At 57.0% G+C, this 16,980-nt stretch carries 15 protein-coding genes and 1 tRNA gene; 4 read left to right on the forward strand and 12 right to left on the reverse strand.

Annotated features, from left to right (window positions below; all coding sequences use genetic code 11):
* Positions 1-98 precede the first annotated feature (98 nt).
* Positions 99-2,882 carry a DNA gyrase subunit A gene (gene gyrA, locus AC4FIA_RS15095; RefSeq protein WP_490366542.1) on the reverse strand — a complete coding sequence of 928 codons (2,784 nt, stop codon included), beginning with the start codon at positions 2,880-2,882 and terminating at the stop codon, positions 99-101.
* Between the two features lie 194 nt (positions 2,883-3,076).
* Here gyrA and AC4FIA_RS15100 point away from each other — a divergent pair, with 194 nt between their 5' ends.
* Entirely contained in the window at positions 3,077-3,346 is a 270-nt protein-coding gene (locus tag AC4FIA_RS15100) for an usg protein (protein WP_488048152.1), read from the forward strand.
* Positions 3,347-3,352: 6 nt separating this feature from the next.
* Here AC4FIA_RS15100 and AC4FIA_RS15105 read toward each other — a convergent pair whose 3' ends face one another.
* Together AC4FIA_RS15105 and AC4FIA_RS15110 are read right to left on the reverse strand one after the other, a co-directional pair.
* A complete protein-coding gene (locus AC4FIA_RS15105; RefSeq protein ID WP_490366543.1) occupies positions 3,353-4,558 on the reverse strand; it encodes a UbiH/UbiF family hydroxylase in 1,206 nt (401 codons plus the stop codon).
* 55 nt (positions 4,559-4,613) lie between these two features.
* Complete coding sequence (locus tag AC4FIA_RS15110; RefSeq protein ID WP_490366610.1) at positions 4,614-5,255, reverse strand: pyrimidine 5'-nucleotidase; 642 nt, start codon at positions 5,253-5,255, stop codon at positions 4,614-4,616.
* Positions 5,256-5,359: 104 nt separating this feature from the next.
* Between AC4FIA_RS15110 and AC4FIA_RS15115 the strand changes: the two genes are divergently transcribed.
* Complete coding sequence (locus AC4FIA_RS15115; RefSeq protein WP_103910023.1) at positions 5,360-6,007, forward strand: GntR family transcriptional regulator; 648 nt, start codon at positions 5,360-5,362, stop codon at positions 6,005-6,007.
* 3 nt (positions 6,008-6,010) lie between these two features.
* On the opposite strand, the gene AC4FIA_RS15120 is transcribed toward AC4FIA_RS15115, so the two are convergent.
* Both AC4FIA_RS15120 and carA read right to left on the reverse strand, forming a co-directional pair.
* The gene (locus tag AC4FIA_RS15120; protein WP_490366544.1) at positions 6,011-7,891 is read right to left on the reverse strand and encodes a glycosyltransferase; all 1,881 of its coding nucleotides are present in this window, start codon (positions 7,889-7,891) and stop codon (positions 6,011-6,013) included.
* Positions 7,892-7,962: 71 nt separating this feature from the next.
* Positions 7,963-9,117, reverse strand: coding sequence for a glutamine-hydrolyzing carbamoyl-phosphate synthase small subunit (carA, locus tag AC4FIA_RS15125; RefSeq protein WP_490366545.1), 1,155 nt, complete (start codon positions 9,115-9,117; stop codon positions 7,963-7,965).
* 186 nt (positions 9,118-9,303) lie between these two features.
* Here carA and AC4FIA_RS15130 point away from each other — a divergent pair, with 186 nt between their 5' ends.
* Entirely contained in the window at positions 9,304-9,765 is a 462-nt protein-coding gene (locus AC4FIA_RS15130) for a GatB/YqeY domain-containing protein (protein ID WP_490366546.1), read from the forward strand.
* Between the two features lie 94 nt (positions 9,766-9,859).
* Here AC4FIA_RS15130 and AC4FIA_RS15135 read toward each other — a convergent pair whose 3' ends face one another.
* From AC4FIA_RS15135 to lipB, 4 genes are all read right to left on the reverse strand, one after another.
* Positions 9,860-10,711: a hypothetical protein gene (locus tag AC4FIA_RS15135; protein ID WP_490366547.1), complete on the reverse strand. Its 852-nt coding sequence runs from the start codon at positions 10,709-10,711 to the stop codon at positions 9,860-9,862.
* A 59-nt stretch (positions 10,712-10,770) separates the two neighbouring features.
* Positions 10,771-11,268, reverse strand: a complete 498-nt coding sequence (locus tag AC4FIA_RS15140) for a DUF2244 domain-containing protein (protein WP_490366548.1) — start codon at positions 11,266-11,268, stop codon at positions 10,771-10,773.
* A 128-nt stretch (positions 11,269-11,396) separates the two neighbouring features.
* Entirely contained in the window at positions 11,397-13,070 is a 1,674-nt protein-coding gene (gene ctaD / locus AC4FIA_RS15145) for a cytochrome c oxidase subunit I (RefSeq protein ID WP_287474607.1), read from the reverse strand.
* A 339-nt stretch (positions 13,071-13,409) separates the two neighbouring features.
* A complete protein-coding gene (lipB, locus tag AC4FIA_RS15150; protein WP_490366549.1) occupies positions 13,410-14,075 on the reverse strand; it encodes a lipoyl(octanoyl) transferase LipB in 666 nt (221 codons plus the stop codon).
* 186 nt (positions 14,076-14,261) lie between these two features.
* On the opposite strand from lipB, the gene AC4FIA_RS15155 reads away from it, so the two are divergent.
* Positions 14,262-14,347: transfer RNA gene (locus tag AC4FIA_RS15155), tRNA-Leu, on the forward strand.
* A 34-nt stretch (positions 14,348-14,381) separates the two neighbouring features.
* Here the strand turns inward: AC4FIA_RS15155 and AC4FIA_RS15160 are convergent.
* The 3 genes from AC4FIA_RS15160 to AC4FIA_RS15170 are packed head-to-tail and all read right to left on the reverse strand — an operon-like array spanning position 14,382 to position 16,924.
* Positions 14,382-15,311: an AEC family transporter gene (locus AC4FIA_RS15160; protein ID WP_490366550.1), complete on the reverse strand. Its 930-nt coding sequence runs from the start codon at positions 15,309-15,311 to the stop codon at positions 14,382-14,384.
* A gap of 15 nt (positions 15,312-15,326) precedes the next feature.
* Positions 15,327-16,127: an MBL fold metallo-hydrolase gene (locus AC4FIA_RS15165; RefSeq protein ID WP_287474613.1), complete on the reverse strand. Its 801-nt coding sequence runs from the start codon at positions 16,125-16,127 to the stop codon at positions 15,327-15,329.
* Positions 16,124-16,924, reverse strand: coding sequence for a TatD family hydrolase (locus AC4FIA_RS15170; RefSeq protein ID WP_490366551.1), 801 nt, complete (start codon positions 16,922-16,924; stop codon positions 16,124-16,126). Before AC4FIA_RS15170 ends, AC4FIA_RS15165 begins: the two co-directional genes overlap by 4 nt.
* Between the last annotated feature and the right edge of the window lie 56 nt (positions 16,925-16,980).

Below are 16,980 nucleotides of genomic sequence, written 5' to 3' on the forward strand. Positions count from 1 at the left end.
CTTGGAAAAGGGGCAGGTCGGCGCTGCGTATAGAAAACGCGCCGTTGCAAATATGCAAGGCGCGTTTTCAAAAACGTTCGATTTATTTGATCAAAAGGTCAGTTTTCTTCGCCGCCTTCGGGTGTTTCAGGCGTGATTTCGGTGGCTTCACCGTCGATCACATCCTCTTCGTCCTGTTCCGCAATCCATGCGACACTGACGACCTCTTCACCTTTGCCGGTGTTGAACACGCGCACGCCACCTGCGCTGCGGGAACGGAAGCTGATGCCATCAACAGGCACGCGAATGGACTGACCCTTGGAAGTCGCGAGCATGATCTGATCGCCCATCTCGACAGGGAAGCAGGCCACCAGCGGACCGCCACGCATGGCTTTGTCCATCGCTGTCACACCCTGACCACCACGTCCGCGGACAGGGTAGTCGTGCGACGAGCTGAGTTTACCAGCACCCAACGACGTGATTGTCAGGATCAGGTTTTCAGCGGCCGACATTTCAGCATAGCGTTCCTGTGTGATCAGGCCGGGTGCGACATCATCTTCATCGCCCTCGGCATCGTCAGCCAAGCCGGCAACCGCGCGACGCATCTTGAGGTAAGCAGCACGTTCTTCCGGGCTGGCCTCGAAGTGACGGATGACGGACATCGAGACGACCTCATCACCGTCTTTCAGGTTGATGCCGCGGACACCAACGGACGCACGCGAGTTGAACACGCGCACATCGGTAGAGCGGAAGCGGATCGCACGGCCCTTCGCAGTGACCAGCATCACGTCATCGTCTTCCGAACAGATGCGCGCATTGATCAGGCGGGTATCGGCGTTGTCGTCTTCGAACTTCATCGCGATCTTGCCGTTCGACTTCACGTTGGTGAAGTCAGACAGCGCGTTGCGGCGAACCGTACCGGCAGAGGTTGCAAAGACGATCTGCAGCTGGTCCCATTCATCCTCGGCCCGATCAACCGGCATGATGGCGGCAATCGAAACACCCTGCGGAATGGGCAGGATGTTGATGATCGCCTTGCCCTTGGACGTGCGCGACCCTTGGGGCAGACGCCATGTCTTGAGCTTGTAGACCATGCCTTCGGTGGTGAAGAACAACAGCTGCGTATGTGTGTTGGCGACGAACAGAGTGGTGACCACGTCGTCATCTTTGGTCGCCATGCCGGACAGACCTTTGCCGCCACGACGCTGCGCGCGGAAGTCGGCCAGCGGCGTGCGCTTGATGTAGCCGGTCTGCGTGACGGTCACGACCATGTCTTCCTGTTCGATCAGGTCTTCGTCGACCATATCGCCCGACCATTCGACTATCTCGGTGCGGCGGGGCACGGCGAACAGGTCTTTCACTTCGGTCAGTTCGTCCGAAATGATGCCCATGATACGGTCGCGGGATCCAAGAATTTCAAGGTATTCCTTGATCTTGGAGGCCAGTTCTTCCAGCTCGTCGGTGACTTCTTTCACACCCAGCTGTGTCAGGCGCTGCAGACGCAGTTCAAGGATCGCACGCGCCTGAGTTTCCGACAGGTTGTACGTTCCGTCGTCATTCATCGTGTGGGTCGGATCATCGATCAGGCGGATGTAATCCGCGATGTCCTGCGCGGGCCAACGACGCGTCATCAGCTTTTCACGCGCCTCGGCGGCGTCGGCCGAGCTGCGGATTGTGGCGACGACTTCATCAACGTTGGTGACGGCAACCGCCAAACCACACAGGATGTGGCTGCGTTCACGTGCTTTGCGCAGCAGGTACGCGGTGCGGCGGGCAACGACGTCTTCACGGAAATCAATGAAGGATGTCAGGAACTTGCGCAGAGTAAGCTGTTCCGGGCGACCGCCGTTCAGGGCCAGCATGTTACAGCCGAACGATGTCTGCATCGGCGTGTAGCGGAACAACTGGTTAAGCACGACCTCGGCCGTGGCATCACGCTTCAGTTCAACGACAACACGCACACCGTTACGGTCGGATTCATCCTGAACGTGGGCGATGCCTTCGATCCGTTTTTCGCGGGCGGCTTCGGCGATCTTTTCGATCATCGATGCCTTGTTCACCTGATAGGGAATTTCGTCGATGACAATCGCCCATCGGTCTTTGCGGATCTCTTCAACCCGCGTTTTCGACCGAATGATTACCGATCCACGACCCTCAAGGTACGCTTTGTGCGCGCCCGAGCGGCCCAGCATGATGCCACCTGTTGGGAAATCGGGGCCCGGCACATAATGGATCAACTGCTCGGACGTCAGATCGGGGTTTTCGATCAGCGCAAGGCAGGCATCAACCACTTCACCAAGGTTATGCGGCGGAATGTTGGTCGCCATACCAACCGCGATACCACCGGCACCGTTGACTAGCATGTTCGGGAAGCGGGCAGGCAGAACAGTGGGTTCCTGATCCTTGCCGTCGTAGTTGTCTTGGAAATCGACGGTTTCCATGCCGATATCGTTCAGTAGGTAAGCCGCCGGTTTGTCCATGCGGACCTCGGTGTAACGCATGGCGGCCGCGTTATCGCCGTCCATCGAACCGAAGTTGCCCTGACCATCCAAAAGCGGCAGGGACATCGAGAAATCCTGCGCCATACGGACCAGCGCGTCATAGATCGCGCTGTCGCCGTGGGGGTGGTATTTACCCATGACGTCGCCCACAGGACGGGCTGATTTGCGATACGATTTGTCGTGGCTGTTACCCGTTTCATGCATCGCATAAAGGATGCGGCGGTGCACCGGTTTCAGACCGTCCCGAAGATCGGGAATCGCACGGCTGACGATCACGCTCATGGCGTAATCGAGGTACGAAGTCTTCATCTCATGTTCGATGGAGACCGCAGGGCCATCATACGCGGGGCGTTCGGGCCGTTTTTCTTCTTCGTTTTCAGGGGTTTCTGGCCGGTCGGTCACTTTTTTTGTCCGCCTGTCGTTATTCTATATGTTGTTGGCTCATATCATAGCAGAGGCAGGATATGGGGTGCAACGTATGGATCAGTGCGATTTTTCGGCAGCCATTCTGTCAGAGTGCTAACATGCTGTTTTTGTTGACAGAAGTTGCTAAATTTTCAAACCTGAACATATCAGAAAAAAATTGGAGGTTGAGTATGGAAATCAGCGAAACCGAAATGATGCTGAAAGGCTATGGTCTGACCACTGCGGAAATCTTTTACCGGATTCCCGATTACCAGCACGTTCTGAATAGTTTCATCTGGCAAGACTACGATCTGGCACCGGATCATCCCAAGCTGTTCCGGTTCATCGAGTTCTGGCAAGACGAGATCGAAGGCCCGCTGCATTCGGTGAAATTCACGCACAGAAAACTGCTGTCATCCGGTGAATGGCGCAACGTTGTCGGTGAATTTACCTATCACTGAACAGGGCTATTTCGCCCCGAGACCCAGTTTCATCAGACCGTGGCGGACCGGGCCGATGCCGTGCAGCAGGTCGATCCCCTTGGCACGCAAATCGCGCAGCGTTTGGTCCGATGCCATAGATGTCCGGTTCAACGCAGTGATACCGGCAACACGTAGCTTTACATCGCCATAGCGGGCCTTTTGGTAGGCATCCAGCATCGGCTGGTCCCCAAGCTGTTCTGGATGTTTGGTCGCCCGATCAAGCAATGTCGCGATGTCTTTGAGGCTCATATTCAGGCCCTGCGCGCCGATGGGCGGCACCACATGGGCGGCTTCAGCGACGACGGCCAGACGTTCTGCAATCAAGCTATCTGCCTTTTGCGCGATGATCGGCCAGATTGTGCGCTTGGACGCCAGTTTCAAAGGACCGTACAATTCGCACGACCGTTCGTTCATCGCGGCCTCGAACGCGGCTTCATCCAATGCCATCAACGCGTCGGCTTTGGCGGCGTCTTCCATCCAGACGATGGCCGAGGAAGGTTTGCCGTCAAAATCGGGCAGAGGCACTAACGTAAACGGCCCGCCAGTTCGATGAATTTCCGTCGACACGAACCGGTGGGGTAGGCTGTGCGTGACGGCAAAGGCCAATGCTTTCTGCCCGAAGCGGGTCGTCTGAACACCAATGCCTGCAGCGTCCCGCATCGGCGAATTGCGACCGTCTGCTGCAATGACCAGTTTGGCGAAAACCTTGGTTCCGTCGCTCAACCCGACACGAGCCTGAGCGGTGCGTGTAAACAGGGTTTCAGCCTTTACACCGGGGCGGAATTCAACATTGGGAAGGTCGTTCAAAACGGCCGAGATTTCGCGACGCAAAAGCCAGTTCGGCAGGTTCCAACCGAAAGGGTCCTCGGAAATGTCCGCCGCATCGAAATCTTTCGTCACGCGAGGTTCGGCAACTTCGCCACCTGCATCCACGATGCGCATTGTTTGCAGCGGGGTGGCATAGGGGGCCAGCACGGGCCATAGCCCGATGTCGTTCAGAAAGTCGCGGGCGGGTTGTAGAAAAGCCGTCGATCGCAAATCCGCGCCATCTGCATCGCGCGTGGTAATCGGTGACGCAGGATCGACGCATAGCACCGAAAAGCCTGCTTTGCCAAAAGCCGCAGCTGCCGTCAGGCCGGCAATGCCACCGCCCGAGATTACGATATCAAAACTGAGCGCGTTCTGTGTCATAGGCTTCATCTAGGTCGTCGGGGCGCGTTTCACCACTGCAAAAGCGTCGCAGCTGTCACACCAGTTTAGACAGAAACGCCGCCAGATTATCGGTGTGGTGGTGGATATGATCGTGATCCGTTGCTTCTTCGGCAACCAACACGGTTTTCATGCCCATCGCATGCGGCACTTCCAGATTGCGCACATCGTCTTCGAACATGGCGGCTGTAGTGGTGTCGGTACCGTCCAGCGCAAACACTTTTTCAAAAGCGCTGCGTTCGGGCTTGGGCGCATAGCCTGCGTGTTCGACGCCATAGATCGCCTCGAACAGGCCATCCAGCCCGCGTGCCTCAATCACGCGTTCGGCGTAGGGGCGGGTGCCGTTCGTGTAAATAATCTTGCGGCCGGGCAGCGCCGCAATCTGGGCACGCAGTTCTGCATCCGGCGAAAGTACGTCGAATGAAATGTCATGCACGTCTTCCAGAAAGGGAACCGGATCAAGATCATGGTTGGCCATCAGCCCGGCAAGCGTGGTGCCGTATGTCTTCCAATAGCTCACCCGAAGGTCCTGCGCCTGATCCGCGGTGACGTTCAGACTGTTCATAACATAGGACGTCATCCGCTTTTCGATCTGGTCGAAAAGCCGCATTTCTGGGGGGTAGAGGGTGTTGTCCAGATCGAACACCCAATGGCGAACATGGGAAAATGTGTCTTTCATCGTGACGCGGACGCTATCCGGTGCGGCGAAACGATACAATGGCCGCGCTTGAAAACGTAAGGAAACCAGTCCTATTGTCCACGGATACTTCGGAGGAGACCCGTATGTCGCAGACGCGTGTACAACAAAAAGACGCTTACTCGCTTATTCTTGATGCGATTGATACGGGAATCTATCGCCCGGGAGACCGGCTGGTCGAAAGTGATCTGGCCGAAAGATTCGGCGTATCGCGCACCCCGATCCGTGAAGCGTTGCAGCGGCTTGAGACGCAATCGCTACTGGCGCGGGACGGTCGATCGTTGATTGTGGCGTCTTTGGATCACAACCAGATGTCCGAACTATACGCTGTGCGGACCGAGCTTGAGGGGCTGGCCGCCCGTCTTGCTGCGCGCCACGCGACCGAGGAAGAAATTCAGGTCCTACAGGGCATGGTCGACGAAGATCGTAAGCTGATTGACGAGCCTCAAGCGCTCGCGCGGGCGAACCGCCGCTTCCATAAACAGATCCATCTGGCGTCTCATAACCGCTTTTTGGTGCAACAGTTGGATCTGGTACATCGCTCGATGGCGTTGATGGCGACCACGTCGCTGGCAGCCCAAGGTCGGGGTGAGGTTGCTCTTGGCGAACATGCGGCCATCGTGGATGCGATTTCGCGCCGTGATGAACACGCCGCCTACAAAGCGCTGCGCGATCATATCTCGGTTGCTTTCGTGACGCGTCTGAAGCTGGATTCGCTGAAGTCTGGCGATTGATTTCTAAACGTGGGTATCTGACTGGGGCAGGGACGTGCCGTGTGCTGTCTTGTCCCAGAAAAAAGGTTTTCTGACCAACTCCCACAGCGCTTTGTAAGCGGCGATACATCCCAGCGGGAAATACAGAAGCAGCGACGGAACCCAAGGCATCAGCGTCTTGTGGGGGGATCTGGCCAAGGCGAACGCCCCGATTGTGACGGATAGGGCCTCGGAACTCAGGAACAAAGCAGTGAGCCCGTATCGCACGTCCGGCGTCAGAAAGCCGTCCAGTGGGTGAGGCAACCCCGCGACCACCAGCCAGAATGACCACAGCACCGGAATTAGCAAAAACTGCAGTGACGAGCACAAGAACAACGCGTGGAACCCCAGAAACCGCTTAAGCCCCAGTTCCCGCAAAAGGCGTTTGGGATTTCGCGAATGGACCAGCCAGGTTTGCAAATATCCTTTCAACCAGCGCGAACGTTGTTTGATCCATGGCCAAGGCCTGTTGTTCGCTTCTTCCAAAGTGACGGTGCCAACCATCTCGGTCCGGTAGCCGAAACGGGCCAATCGGATACCCAAATCCGCATCTTCCGTGACATTATGGGCGTCCCAACATCCGACATGTTCCAACGCGGCGCGACGGAAGTAGACTGTTGTTCCCCCAAGTGGCACTGCAAACCCTGCGCTGGCCACCCCCGGTAAAAGCAGCCTGAACCACGTTGCGTATTCGATGGTAAAGCAACGAGAGAGCCAGTTTGCCGTTGGGTTATAGTAATCCAGAATACCTTGCAGGCAGGCCACTTCGGGTGGACTTCGGGCAAATCTGTCAACGATACGGGTTATCTGATCCGCGGCGGGGGCGTCTTCTGCATCAAGGACGCCAATGATCTCACCGCGTGCGAAGTTGAGGGCATAGTTCAACGCTCTGGGTTTTGTCTGAACCGTGCCTTCAGGAACCGTCACGATCCGCATCCAACCGGGCAAATCGCTTTGTGCCAGCATATCGTGGGTTTTCTGGTCGGATTTCTCCAATATCAGAAGCACATCTAGGCAGGCCTTTGGGTAATCCAGCCGCTTCAGGCGGTTGACCAAGGAATTCGCGATGGCGTCTTCGTCGAACAAGGGGACAAGTACAGACACGACCGGACGTTTGCCCAATCGGCGTGGCGCGGTTTCGTGCTGAAACTTCGGCGATTTCAGCGCGACGATGATCCGGAACACTTGCGTGACGGCCAGAGCGCCGACGGCGATACTGACGAGGGACGCAAAATAAAGCTGCGGATAAAGAAACAGCGCGAGAATGTTCAGGCAGGCAAAAGCGGATGCGACGGCCATAGACAGCGGGGATGTCATCGCAAAATCGCGGCAACTCAGGTCTTGTGGAACGCGCGTTTCGGCGCGTTCGGCCAATGCCGCCCCATGACGTCGAATTATTAGACCTTCGATATCTTCTTCGCTGGCAAGAGCCATCGCAGGCGCGATTCCCTTTTTTTCCAGTAAGGGTCGGCACGCATCATAGCCAAAGGGACTGCTGGCCGCGACAATCAAAAGGCCGTCTTGATATGCCCAAGGGACGACGCCCAGTGTCAGGCACGTTTCGGGGCTGAGCAGGCCGCCGACGGCCGGATCGGCGGGAAATGCCTTTGTATCAAGGGGTTTGATCCCAAAATTCTTAGCCGTTAAGCCAAGAACCTTTTTCGACGTCGCAAGGTTTTCGGCAACCGCGACACGATCAAGCGTGACCCCGCAATCACGCGCGGTGACCATGGCGTCCAGAACTTTGGTTTTGGGGACCGCGCCGTTTTCGATCAGAACCTTGCTGAAAGGACGGCGTTGTCGCCGGCCTTTGTCAGCAACAAAGTCACGCGCATTTGGTGTCTGGTCAAACTGATCGACAGACATTGCCGTCTCCATACCGCTTTGCGGCAGAAGACGGGAAAGTGTTTAACGGTGCGTTAACCGGCGAGAAAGATTTAGGTCGCTTTTGCCATAGCGTCGGCAAAACGCTCGAACAGATAGAAGCTGTCCTGCGGGCCGGGGCTGGCTTCGGGGTGGTGCTGAACCGAGAAGACAGGCTTGTCTTTGATGCGCAGTCCACAGTTCGATCCGTCGAACAACGACACATGCGTTTCTTCGACACCTTCCGGCAAAGTCTGGCTGTCCACCGCGAAACCGTGGTTCATCGACGTGATTTCGACCTTACCCGTGCCGATTTCCTTAACGGGGTGGTTCGCACCGTGGTGGCCGTGGTTCATCTTGACCGTCTTCGCACCTAGCGCGAGCGCGAGCATCTGGTGACCAAGGCAAATGCCGAAGACAGGCAGGTCCTTTTCCAGAACGCCCCGAATCATCGGCACGGCATACTTGCCTGTTGCCGCCGGATCGCCCGGACCGTTCGACAGGAACACGCCATCAGGGTTCAGTGCCAGCACGTCTTCTGCTGTTGCCGTCGCTGGAAGAACGGTCACGTCACAGCCGGCAGATGCCAAGCAGCGCAGGATGTTGCGTTTTGCGCCATAGTCGATGGCGACGACCTTGTGCTTGGCGTGGGTCTGACGTGTGTAGCCCTCGGGCCAAGCCCAACGCATTTCATCCCAGCGATAGCTTTGCGCGCAAGTCACGTCTTTGGCCAGATCAAGACCGGACAGACCTTCGAAGGCGCGTGCTTTCTGAACCAGTGCGTCGATGTCGAACTCGCCATCGGCACGGTGCGACAGGGCTACGTGGGGGGCCCCTTGCTGGCGGATCGCGCGGGTCAGGCGGCGTGTATCAACACCACCGATCGCGATGCGACCACGGCTGGAGAGCCAATCGGACAGCTCCGACACTGCACGCCAGTTGGACGACTGTGTGGGCATCCATTTAACAACCATACCCGCAGCCACCGGATCACCGGTTTCGTCGTCTTCGGGGTTCACGCCGGTGTTGCCGATGTGCGGGAAAGTGAAAGTCACGATCTGGCCTGCGTAGGACGGGTCTGTCATGATTTCCTGATAACCGGTCATGGCTGTGTTAAAGCACAGCTCGGCGACGGTATCGCCTTCGGCGCCAAAGCCCTCTCCGTAAAAGATCGTGCCATCAGCAAGGGCGAGGCAAGCGGTGGGTTTTTTCGGTTGGGCAAGCGTCATGGCGCGACTCCTGTCAAAGGCCAAATTGCGCCTTACCTAAGAGTCGTAGCCCATAGGGTCAAGGCCACCTGTTGGCCTGATTCACAGCATTTTTAATACGGTTTGACGTTGCGGCGCTTTGTATTGCGCTATGGATATGCTTTGAGTAGAAGCAAGCTTTGCGAAATCACTGGGGATAGACCGCAAATGGATCTGCGTACGCGCATAAACACAGCGATGAAACAGGCGATGAAAGACAAAGACGCCGCCCGTTTGTCGACCGTGAGACTGATCAATGCCGCGATCAAAGACCGCGATATTGCCGCTCGTGCAGAGGGGAAAGAAAATGGGGTAGGTGAGGACGAAGTGCTCGCTATCCTTGGGAAAATGGTCAAACAGCGCCGTGAAAGCGCCCGCACTTATGAAGAAGGCGGTCGTCTTGATCTGGCTGAACGCGAAGAGGCCGAGATCGTCGTGATCGAGGAATTCCTGCCGCGTCGGCTGTCTCAGGACGAAGTGGCCGCTGCACTGGATGAGGCCGTGGCCGAAGTGGGGGCAGAATCAATCCGCGACATGGGTCGTGTGATGGGTATTCTGAAATCCAAGTACACCGGTCAGATGGATTTCGGTGCCGTAGGCCCGATGGTCAAAGACCGTCTTTCTGCCTGAGTTGCTGAAAAAGAGATAAAGAAAGGGCCGCTTTGAAGCGGCCTTTTTTATTTGCGCGCTGTTCGTTGGAAGGCGCGCGCAGTTAAGTGCGCCGTCAGCTCGGAAAGTTCTGATCGAGTCCGGAAAGTGTGCGTTGGTCAGAAATTTTGAACCGCTGCACAAAGCGCGTCTTAAAGCTGACGCGCCCGCGACGCTCGCCAAAGTTTTCGCCGTGGTTCAGCTCATACAGCACCATTGGTTCCGACAACGCAGTCAGCGGCAGTCCGGCCAGTTTGGCAAGATAGGGGAACATGCGATGTTCGTGCTGTGTCATTGCCTGAATGAACGGTGCGCTTTCCGCGATTTCAGGATCATACCGCAAGGCCACGCAGGACCCGCAAAGCTTCCAGAATGGTTTCCGAAGGGGCAGCGCAAGCGTCGGACGTCCCGCAAGTGCGATGTCGCCCGCAGCTACGTCGCGCACGAACCCTTGTTCGACCAGATAGCCGCCCCTGGCCTGAGTGCACAGCATGTGATCGACCGCACCTTTGTGCAGCAGGTCATCGGCATCAAAGCTCATGACGTATCCGGCCGGATCGTTCGCGGCGTTCAGGCTGTCGGCAAGGTGATGCAGCTTGCGCCATTTGTCGTTGCCTTCGAACGGTTCACCGAAGGGTAGGTAGCTGATGCGCGGATCGTCGGGCAGGGGGGGCTGTTCCTGACAGCAGACAACAGCGCGCCAATTCGGATTGGTCTGGTCCAGAAAGCTTTGCAGCGTTCGGTTCAGACGTCCCGTGACAGCGTCCCAGTCGGTCACATCCTTTGGCGATACCAGAGGGATCAGAAAAATGACCTGTTTAGCCAGTGGCTGGCTGGCCTGGTCTGCAAGAGCCGCACGCAAGTTCAACGCGGCGATTTCCGACGCCTGCAACCCATCCGTTTTCGCCACGCTTGATGGATCACCCAAGCGGGCCTTCATAAGCGTTTTAACGCGTTGGAATTTTGGTGTTGCAGGGACTTGTGCCATTACTGGCGTGTAGCTTGCCGCAACCGGTCGTTCAACTCTGCATAAAGCGTCAAACGCTCTTCTTCTGTCAGAAAAGAGCCGATTTCCACCTCGCGGCCAGAGCCTGACAACGTGATGTAATTCGGCACGGGGCCTTCTTTGGGATAAAGCGCGACCCGCGCCCAGTAGGTATTGCAGTCCCATTCCTGTTCAGCGCCCTTTGCGGACCGGTGAAGAAGATGGGTGTTGTCTGGCGTGATGGTCAAAACCTCAAGGATTTGTCGGTCGCGATCATTGCGCCTGAGGGCATAGTAGACCCCTGCCAAAGTGATCAGCAGAAACGGCAAAAGCCCCCACAGCAACTTGGTCCCCAACAGTCCATAAAGCGGGACTGTGAACAGCAGATAGGTGGTCAGAATGAACGCGGCAAAACCCTTGGGTGGCAGGGACTGGTGCGGCCAAAGCCGAAGTTCCTGCGCGGGATGTGAAGCTGTGTTTTCAGACCAAGAGTAAGGCATGTCGCGAAAGTAATCTTTTGGGCGTCCAAGGCCAGAGGCAAGGTGTCTCAGACGACGTAGTTTTTTGCACACCTGCAAAGAAAAAGCCCCGCAAAACTGCGGGGCTTTCTTTTGGTCAGGTCAGGCGCTTAGTGCGCGTGGCCTTTGTCCCAGTCTTCCTGCTTCGGAAGCTGCTCGAACGTGTGCTCGGGCGGCGGGGAAGGCAGGGTCCATTCCAGCGTATCCGCGTATTCGTTCCACGGGTTGTTCCGTGTTTCCTTACGGCCGGCGAAGACCGAGTAGAAAATCACGCCGAAGAAGAAGATGAACGAAGCGAAGGACAGGAATGCGCCGATGCTCGATACATAGTTCCATGTGGCGAATGCCTCAGGATAGTCGATGTAACGACGCGGCATGCCCTGACGACCCAGGAAGTGCTGCGGGAAGAACGTCAGGTTCGCACCGATGAAGAACGCCCAGAAGTGCAGCTGACCAGCCCACTCGGGGTACATGCGGCCTGTCATTTTCGGCAGGTAGAAGTAGATACCCGCGAAGATGGCGAAAACAGCACCCAGCGACATTACGTAGTGGAAGTGTGCAACCACATAGTATGTGTCGTGGTAGGCGCGGTCGATACCAGCCTGCGACAGTACGATGCCTGTAACGCCACCAACGGTGAACAGGAACAGGAAGCCGAAGGCCCACAGCATCGGTGTTTTGAACTCGATCGAGCCGCCCCACATTGTGGCGATCCACGAGAAGATCTTAACACCTGTCGGTACCGCGATAACCATAGTTGCCAGCATGAAGTAGGACTGCTGCTGCAGCGACATGCCAACTGTGTACATGTGGTGCGCCCATACGACGAAGCCCAGAGCACCAATCGCAATGATCGCCCATACCATCGGCAGGTAACCGAAGATCGGCTTACGTGCGAATGTCGCGATTACGTGGCTGATGATGCCGAAGCCCGGAAGGATAACAATGTAAACTTCTGGGTGGCCGAAGAACCACAGGATGTGCTGGTACAGAACGGGGTCACCGCCACCGGCAGGATCAAAGAAGGTTGTGCCGAAGTTACGGTCTGTCAGCAGCATGGTGATCGCGCCCGCCAGAACCGGTAGGGACAGCAGGATCAGCCACGATGTGACAAAGATCGACCACGAGAACAGCGGAACCTTGAACAGTGTCATGCCCGGGGCACGCATGTTCAGGAAGGTTGTGATCATGTTGATCGCGCCCAGAATGGACGACGCACCAGACACGTGAACCGCAAAGATCGCGAGGTCCATGGACAGACCGCCTTCACGTACGGACAGCGGCGGGTACAGAACCCAGCCCACACCGGAACCCAGCTGACCGTTACCACCCGGTGCGAAAACCGAGCAAACCGCCAGCGATGTACCAGCGACGTACAGCCAGAAGGACAGGTTGTTCATACGCGGGAACGCCATGTCCGGCGCACCGATTTGCAGCGGCATGAAGTAGTTGCCGAAGCCGCCGAACAGCGCAGGAATAACAACGAAGAACATCATCAGGATGCCGTGACCGGTGATCATGACGTTCCAGAGATGGCCGTTCGGAGTACATTCGCCCGCCGCAGCTGCGGTCATGCGGGCGCCTTCCATACACATGTACTGAACGCCCGGCTCCATGAGCTCGAGACGCATGTACACTGTGAACGCGACCGAGATGAAGCCCGCGAACGCGGACACGATCAGGTACAGAATACCAATGTCTTTGTGGTTGGTGGACATGAACCAACGCGTGAAGAACCCGCGTTCATCTTCGTGGTCATGGCCGTGAATGGCGGCGTCTGCCATTGTGTGCCTCCTCAGGTGATAGTGCACGGAGGGCGAACCAAGACGGACCACCCCCATGGAATTGTTGGTACGTTTTAGGGAATGCAATCGTGTACGGCAATGATCGGTTTTGCCGCATGGGGGTTATTTTTGTCGCAGTCTGGGGTCCGTCACTGGAAGGTTTAAGACTTTGGTGGCGAAATTCCGGAAATTCAGCCCCTGAGTTGATTTTCGACACCCGTTTTCGCGCCCATGACACCTGCTGGTAATCAAATGACCATCAATTGATTCGCATCATCAGAAATGCGCTATGCCAGTGCCAGAGCGTCTATCAGCCGTGATTCTTGGACGCAGGAAATGTCAGCTGTTCCTAGGCTCTTCGCCGAAAACCATGGAAAACGTGCGCTGAAGTGAGACGTCCAGATCGTCCATCGTCACAGGCAGACCAAGATCAACCAGACTGGTAACGCCGTAATCGGTGATTCCGCAGGGAACGATCCCGTCGAAATGGTTCAGCTCTGGCTCGACATTGATCGAGATTCCGTGAAAGCTGACCCATTTTTTCAGCCGGATTCCAATGGCGGCGATCTTGTCTTCGGCCACGTCACCCGAGGGCAGGGCAGGCTTTTCCGGACGTTCGATCCAGACGCCAACACGACCCTGCCGGATGTGTCCGGTCAGGCCGAATTCTTCCAAAGTCAGGATCACCCATTTTTCCAGATCGCGCACAAAGCAGCGCACATCACGTCCGCGTTCGCCGACATTCAGCATCACATAGGCCACCCGCTGACCGGGCCCGTGATAGGTGAACTGGCCACCGCGTTTGGACGGGTAGACCGGAAACCGGTCGGGGTCTTTCAGATCTTCGATCTTGGCGCTGGTGCCGGAAGTATAAAGAGGCGGGTGTTCGACCAGCCAGATCAGTTCATTGGCTGTGCCCTCGGCGATTTCGGCGGCACGCTTTTCCATAAAGGCAACCGCGTCGTCGTAATCTGTCAGCCCGGGGGTATTGCGCCATTCGATCATGATAAGTGCCAGTTTCTGCGCCGGTTAAGGCTGTTGAACTCGGGCTCCATTTGCCCGCGTCGGGCAGGGAAGTGCAAGCCCAGACCCCCTGCGGCAAATATTCGTGCGATGGCGCGGATTTCCGTCAATTTGCTCTTCACATCGTGCAGAGGCTGATTTATACGCCGCGCTACCAAGTCAAGACGTGCGGTCGTGGCGGAATGGTAGACGCGCAGCGTTGAGGTCGCTGTGGGGTAACACCCGTGGAAGTTCGAGTCTTCTCGACCGCACCAATTTCCCAGAAAATTTACCGGTTTCAACGCGACCTTATGGCAGCGCGCTTAGCCATGCCCACGCTGTGCCCAGCGACAGGGCGGTTGCGATCAGGACAGACGAGGCTGCGACGCGTTTTGCCCGACCGTACATGTTTGCAAAGACATAGGCGTTGATGCCCGGTGCCATGGCCGCGGTGATAACGGCAGAGCGGAAGGCCTCGGTCGGCAGTTCGAACGCTTTACCCAAGGTCCATGTGATGGTCGGGTGCAACACGAGTGACACAAAGCAAACGAATGCAATTACACGGAAATCTCCGTCCGGACGGTAGCGGAACAACACGCCGCCCACACCGAACAATGCCGCCGGAAGCGCCGCGCGGATCATCATATCAAGCGCGTCTGTCACGGGGCTTGGTAGACCCAGATCAAAGATGTTGAACACCGCACCCAGCATAATGCCGATCACCAGCGCATTGTGCAGCATGGCGTTCAGTACCGTGCGCACGGTGCCGATCGCGGTTTTACCTTTGGCGCGCACGATCTCCATCGTGGTGATGCCCAGACCGTAGCAAAACGGCGAATGCATCGCGAGGATCGCATAGTTCGCCTGAAGTGCGTCCGGCCCGTAAGCGCGTTCCGTGATCGGCAGACCAAGCAGGACCGAGTTGGCAAAGAGGCAGGCAAAAGCGATGGCAACGCAGTCTTCCCAATCGCGCTTGAACACGAAACGGGACACGACCATGCCCAAAGTGAACCCTGTGGCCGAGCCGGTGTAGAAGCTGACCAGCAGTTTCGGATCAAAGCTGTCGCCGAGGTCTAGTGTCCAGATCGCTTTGAACAGAAGGCAGGGGATTGCAAAGTTCTGGGTGAACTTCATCAATCCGTCGACCGCATCGTTGCTGAACCCGCCGCGCCAAACGGCCAGATACCCCGCGCCAATCACCAGAAAGACGGGGAGGATAACTTCTAACAGCGCCTGCATGGCGGGTCCTTTGAATTAGAGCGGCAGGGTGATGACCATGCCGTCGTAGGCGGGGGTGACGTGTTCCGGCGTTTCGGCCAGAACGGTCTCGTAATCCAGATCGATATGCATGTTGGTCAGCACAGCGCGTTTGGCGGCGACCTTTTCAATCCACTCAAGTGACTGGGCCAGGTGGGAATGCGTCGGATGGGGATCGCGGCGCAGGGCATCGAGAACCCAGACATCCAGATTGTCCAGATGCGTCCAGGCGTCGTCGGGAATGCTGGCAACATCAGGAAGGTAGGCAAGGCCCGCGATACGGAAGCCTAGCGCATCCATCCCGCCATGACGGACAAGGAAGGGATTGAACGTAATCTCGCCGCCCGCACCAGTGACCGTCACATCGCCATCAATCAGGTTCATATCCAGAATGGGCGGGTAGCTGCTGCCTTCGGGGGTTTCGAACGCATAGCGGAACCGTTCGAATAGGTTGTCGCGTGTGGGTTCATCAGCCCAGACCTGCAGGCGCGCGCGCATGTTGTAAACGATCATGCGCAGGTCATCCAAACCGTGGGTGTGGTCCGCATGGGCGTGGGTGTAGATCACCGCGTCAATCTCGCCGACACCGGCGTCCAGCAGTTGGGTGCGCAGGTCAGGCGAGGTGTCGATCAGAACCCGCGTGGTGCCAGCATCGCTGACACGTTCCACCAGCATCGAACAGCGTGTGCGGCGGTTTTTGGGATTGGATGGATCGCAATCGCCCCAATGCCCGCCGATGCGCGGCACGCCACCGGACGATCCGCAGCCAAGAATTGTGAACCGCAATTCGTTCGTCATGCGGGGCTCCATGCGGCGGCTTTGGCGAAGAGGCGGTCAAAGTTGGCTTCGGTTGCTGCGGCAAACTCGGCATAGTCGATACCGAAGACCTCGGCGCCTTTTTGGGCGGTATGGACAGAATAGGACGGCTCGTTGCGCTTGCCACGATAGGGCGGTGGCGCAAGGTAAGGGCTGTCGGTTTCGACAAGGATGCGATCCAGCGGAGCGGCCGCGAAAATATCGCGCAATTCCTGAGATTTGGGGAAGGCTGCAATGCCTGACATCGACAGATAAAACCCACAGTCCAAGGCCGCCTTGGCCAGTTCGGCGCTGGACGAAAAGCAGTGCATCACACAGGTGTAGGGTTTGGCCTTGTGGGCCGTGCTTAGAATATCGGCCATGTCATCGTCAGCTGCACGCGCATGAATGATCAACGGCAAACCGGTTTCCTGCGCGGCCTGAACGTGGATCTTCAGGGATGTCTTCTGAACCTGGGCACTGTCGGCGGTATAGTGGTAATCCAGACCCGTTTCGCCGATGCCCACGAATTTCGGATGCTGGGACAGGGCAACCAATTCATCGACAGTCGCCATCGGTTCGTCCGCAACGCTCATCGGGTGGGTGCCCGCAGCGTAGAACACCGGATCGTTGTCTTCAGCAATCTTACGGACAAGCGGTTCGTTCTTCAAACGCGTGCAGATCGTCACCATCCGGTGCACGCCCGCCTCGACCGCGCGGGCAATGACCTCGGGGCGGGTTTCGTCGAAATCGGGGAAATCCAGATGGCAGTGGCTGTCGGTGATCCGCGGGTGCGTCATAGTCAATCCGTTATCGTGCTTGATTTGGATATCTAGGAAGGCCGCACAGGGGTCAA

This window comes from Thalassococcus sp. (genome assembly GCF_982780845.1).

What these genes read in the sequence shown, in the direction of transcription:
- AC4FIA_RS15170 (WP_490366551.1), bottom strand. Translation starts at nt 16,924, where the DNA reads ATGACGCACCCGCGGATCACCGACAGCCACTGCCATCTGGATTTCCCC.
- carA (WP_490366545.1), bottom strand. Translation starts at nt 9,117, where the DNA reads ATGACGCTTGCCCAACCGAAAAAACCCACCGCTTGCCTCGCCCTTGCT.
- lipB (WP_490366549.1), bottom strand. Translation starts at nt 14,075, where the DNA reads ATGATCGAATGGCGCAATACCCCCGGGCTGACAGATTACGACGACGCG.
- AC4FIA_RS15130 (WP_490366546.1), top strand. Translation starts at nt 9,304, where the DNA reads ATGGATCTGCGTACGCGCATAAACACAGCGATGAAACAGGCGATGAAA.
- AC4FIA_RS15110 (WP_490366610.1), bottom strand. Translation starts at nt 5,255, where the DNA reads ATGAAAGACACATTTTCCCATGTTCGCCATTGGGTGTTCGATCTGGAC.
- ctaD (WP_287474607.1), bottom strand. Translation starts at nt 13,070, where the DNA reads ATGGCAGACGCCGCCATTCACGGCCATGACCACGAAGATGAACGCGGG.
- AC4FIA_RS15105 (WP_490366543.1), bottom strand. Translation starts at nt 4,558, where the DNA reads ATGACACAGAACGCGCTCAGTTTTGATATCGTAATCTCGGGCGGTGGC.
- AC4FIA_RS15140 (WP_490366548.1), bottom strand. Translation starts at nt 11,268, where the DNA reads ATGCCTTACTCTTGGTCTGAAAACACAGCTTCACATCCCGCGCAGGAA.
- AC4FIA_RS15165 (WP_287474613.1), bottom strand. Translation starts at nt 16,127, where the DNA reads ATGACGAACGAATTGCGGTTCACAATTCTTGGCTGCGGATCGTCCGGT.
- AC4FIA_RS15115 (WP_103910023.1), top strand. Translation starts at nt 5,360, where the DNA reads ATGTCGCAGACGCGTGTACAACAAAAAGACGCTTACTCGCTTATTCTT.
- AC4FIA_RS15160 (WP_490366550.1), bottom strand. Translation starts at nt 15,311, where the DNA reads ATGCAGGCGCTGTTAGAAGTTATCCTCCCCGTCTTTCTGGTGATTGGC.
- AC4FIA_RS15100 (WP_488048152.1), top strand. Translation starts at nt 3,077, where the DNA reads ATGGAAATCAGCGAAACCGAAATGATGCTGAAAGGCTATGGTCTGACC.
- AC4FIA_RS15120 (WP_490366544.1), bottom strand. Translation starts at nt 7,891, where the DNA reads ATGTCTGTCGATCAGTTTGACCAGACACCAAATGCGCGTGACTTTGTT.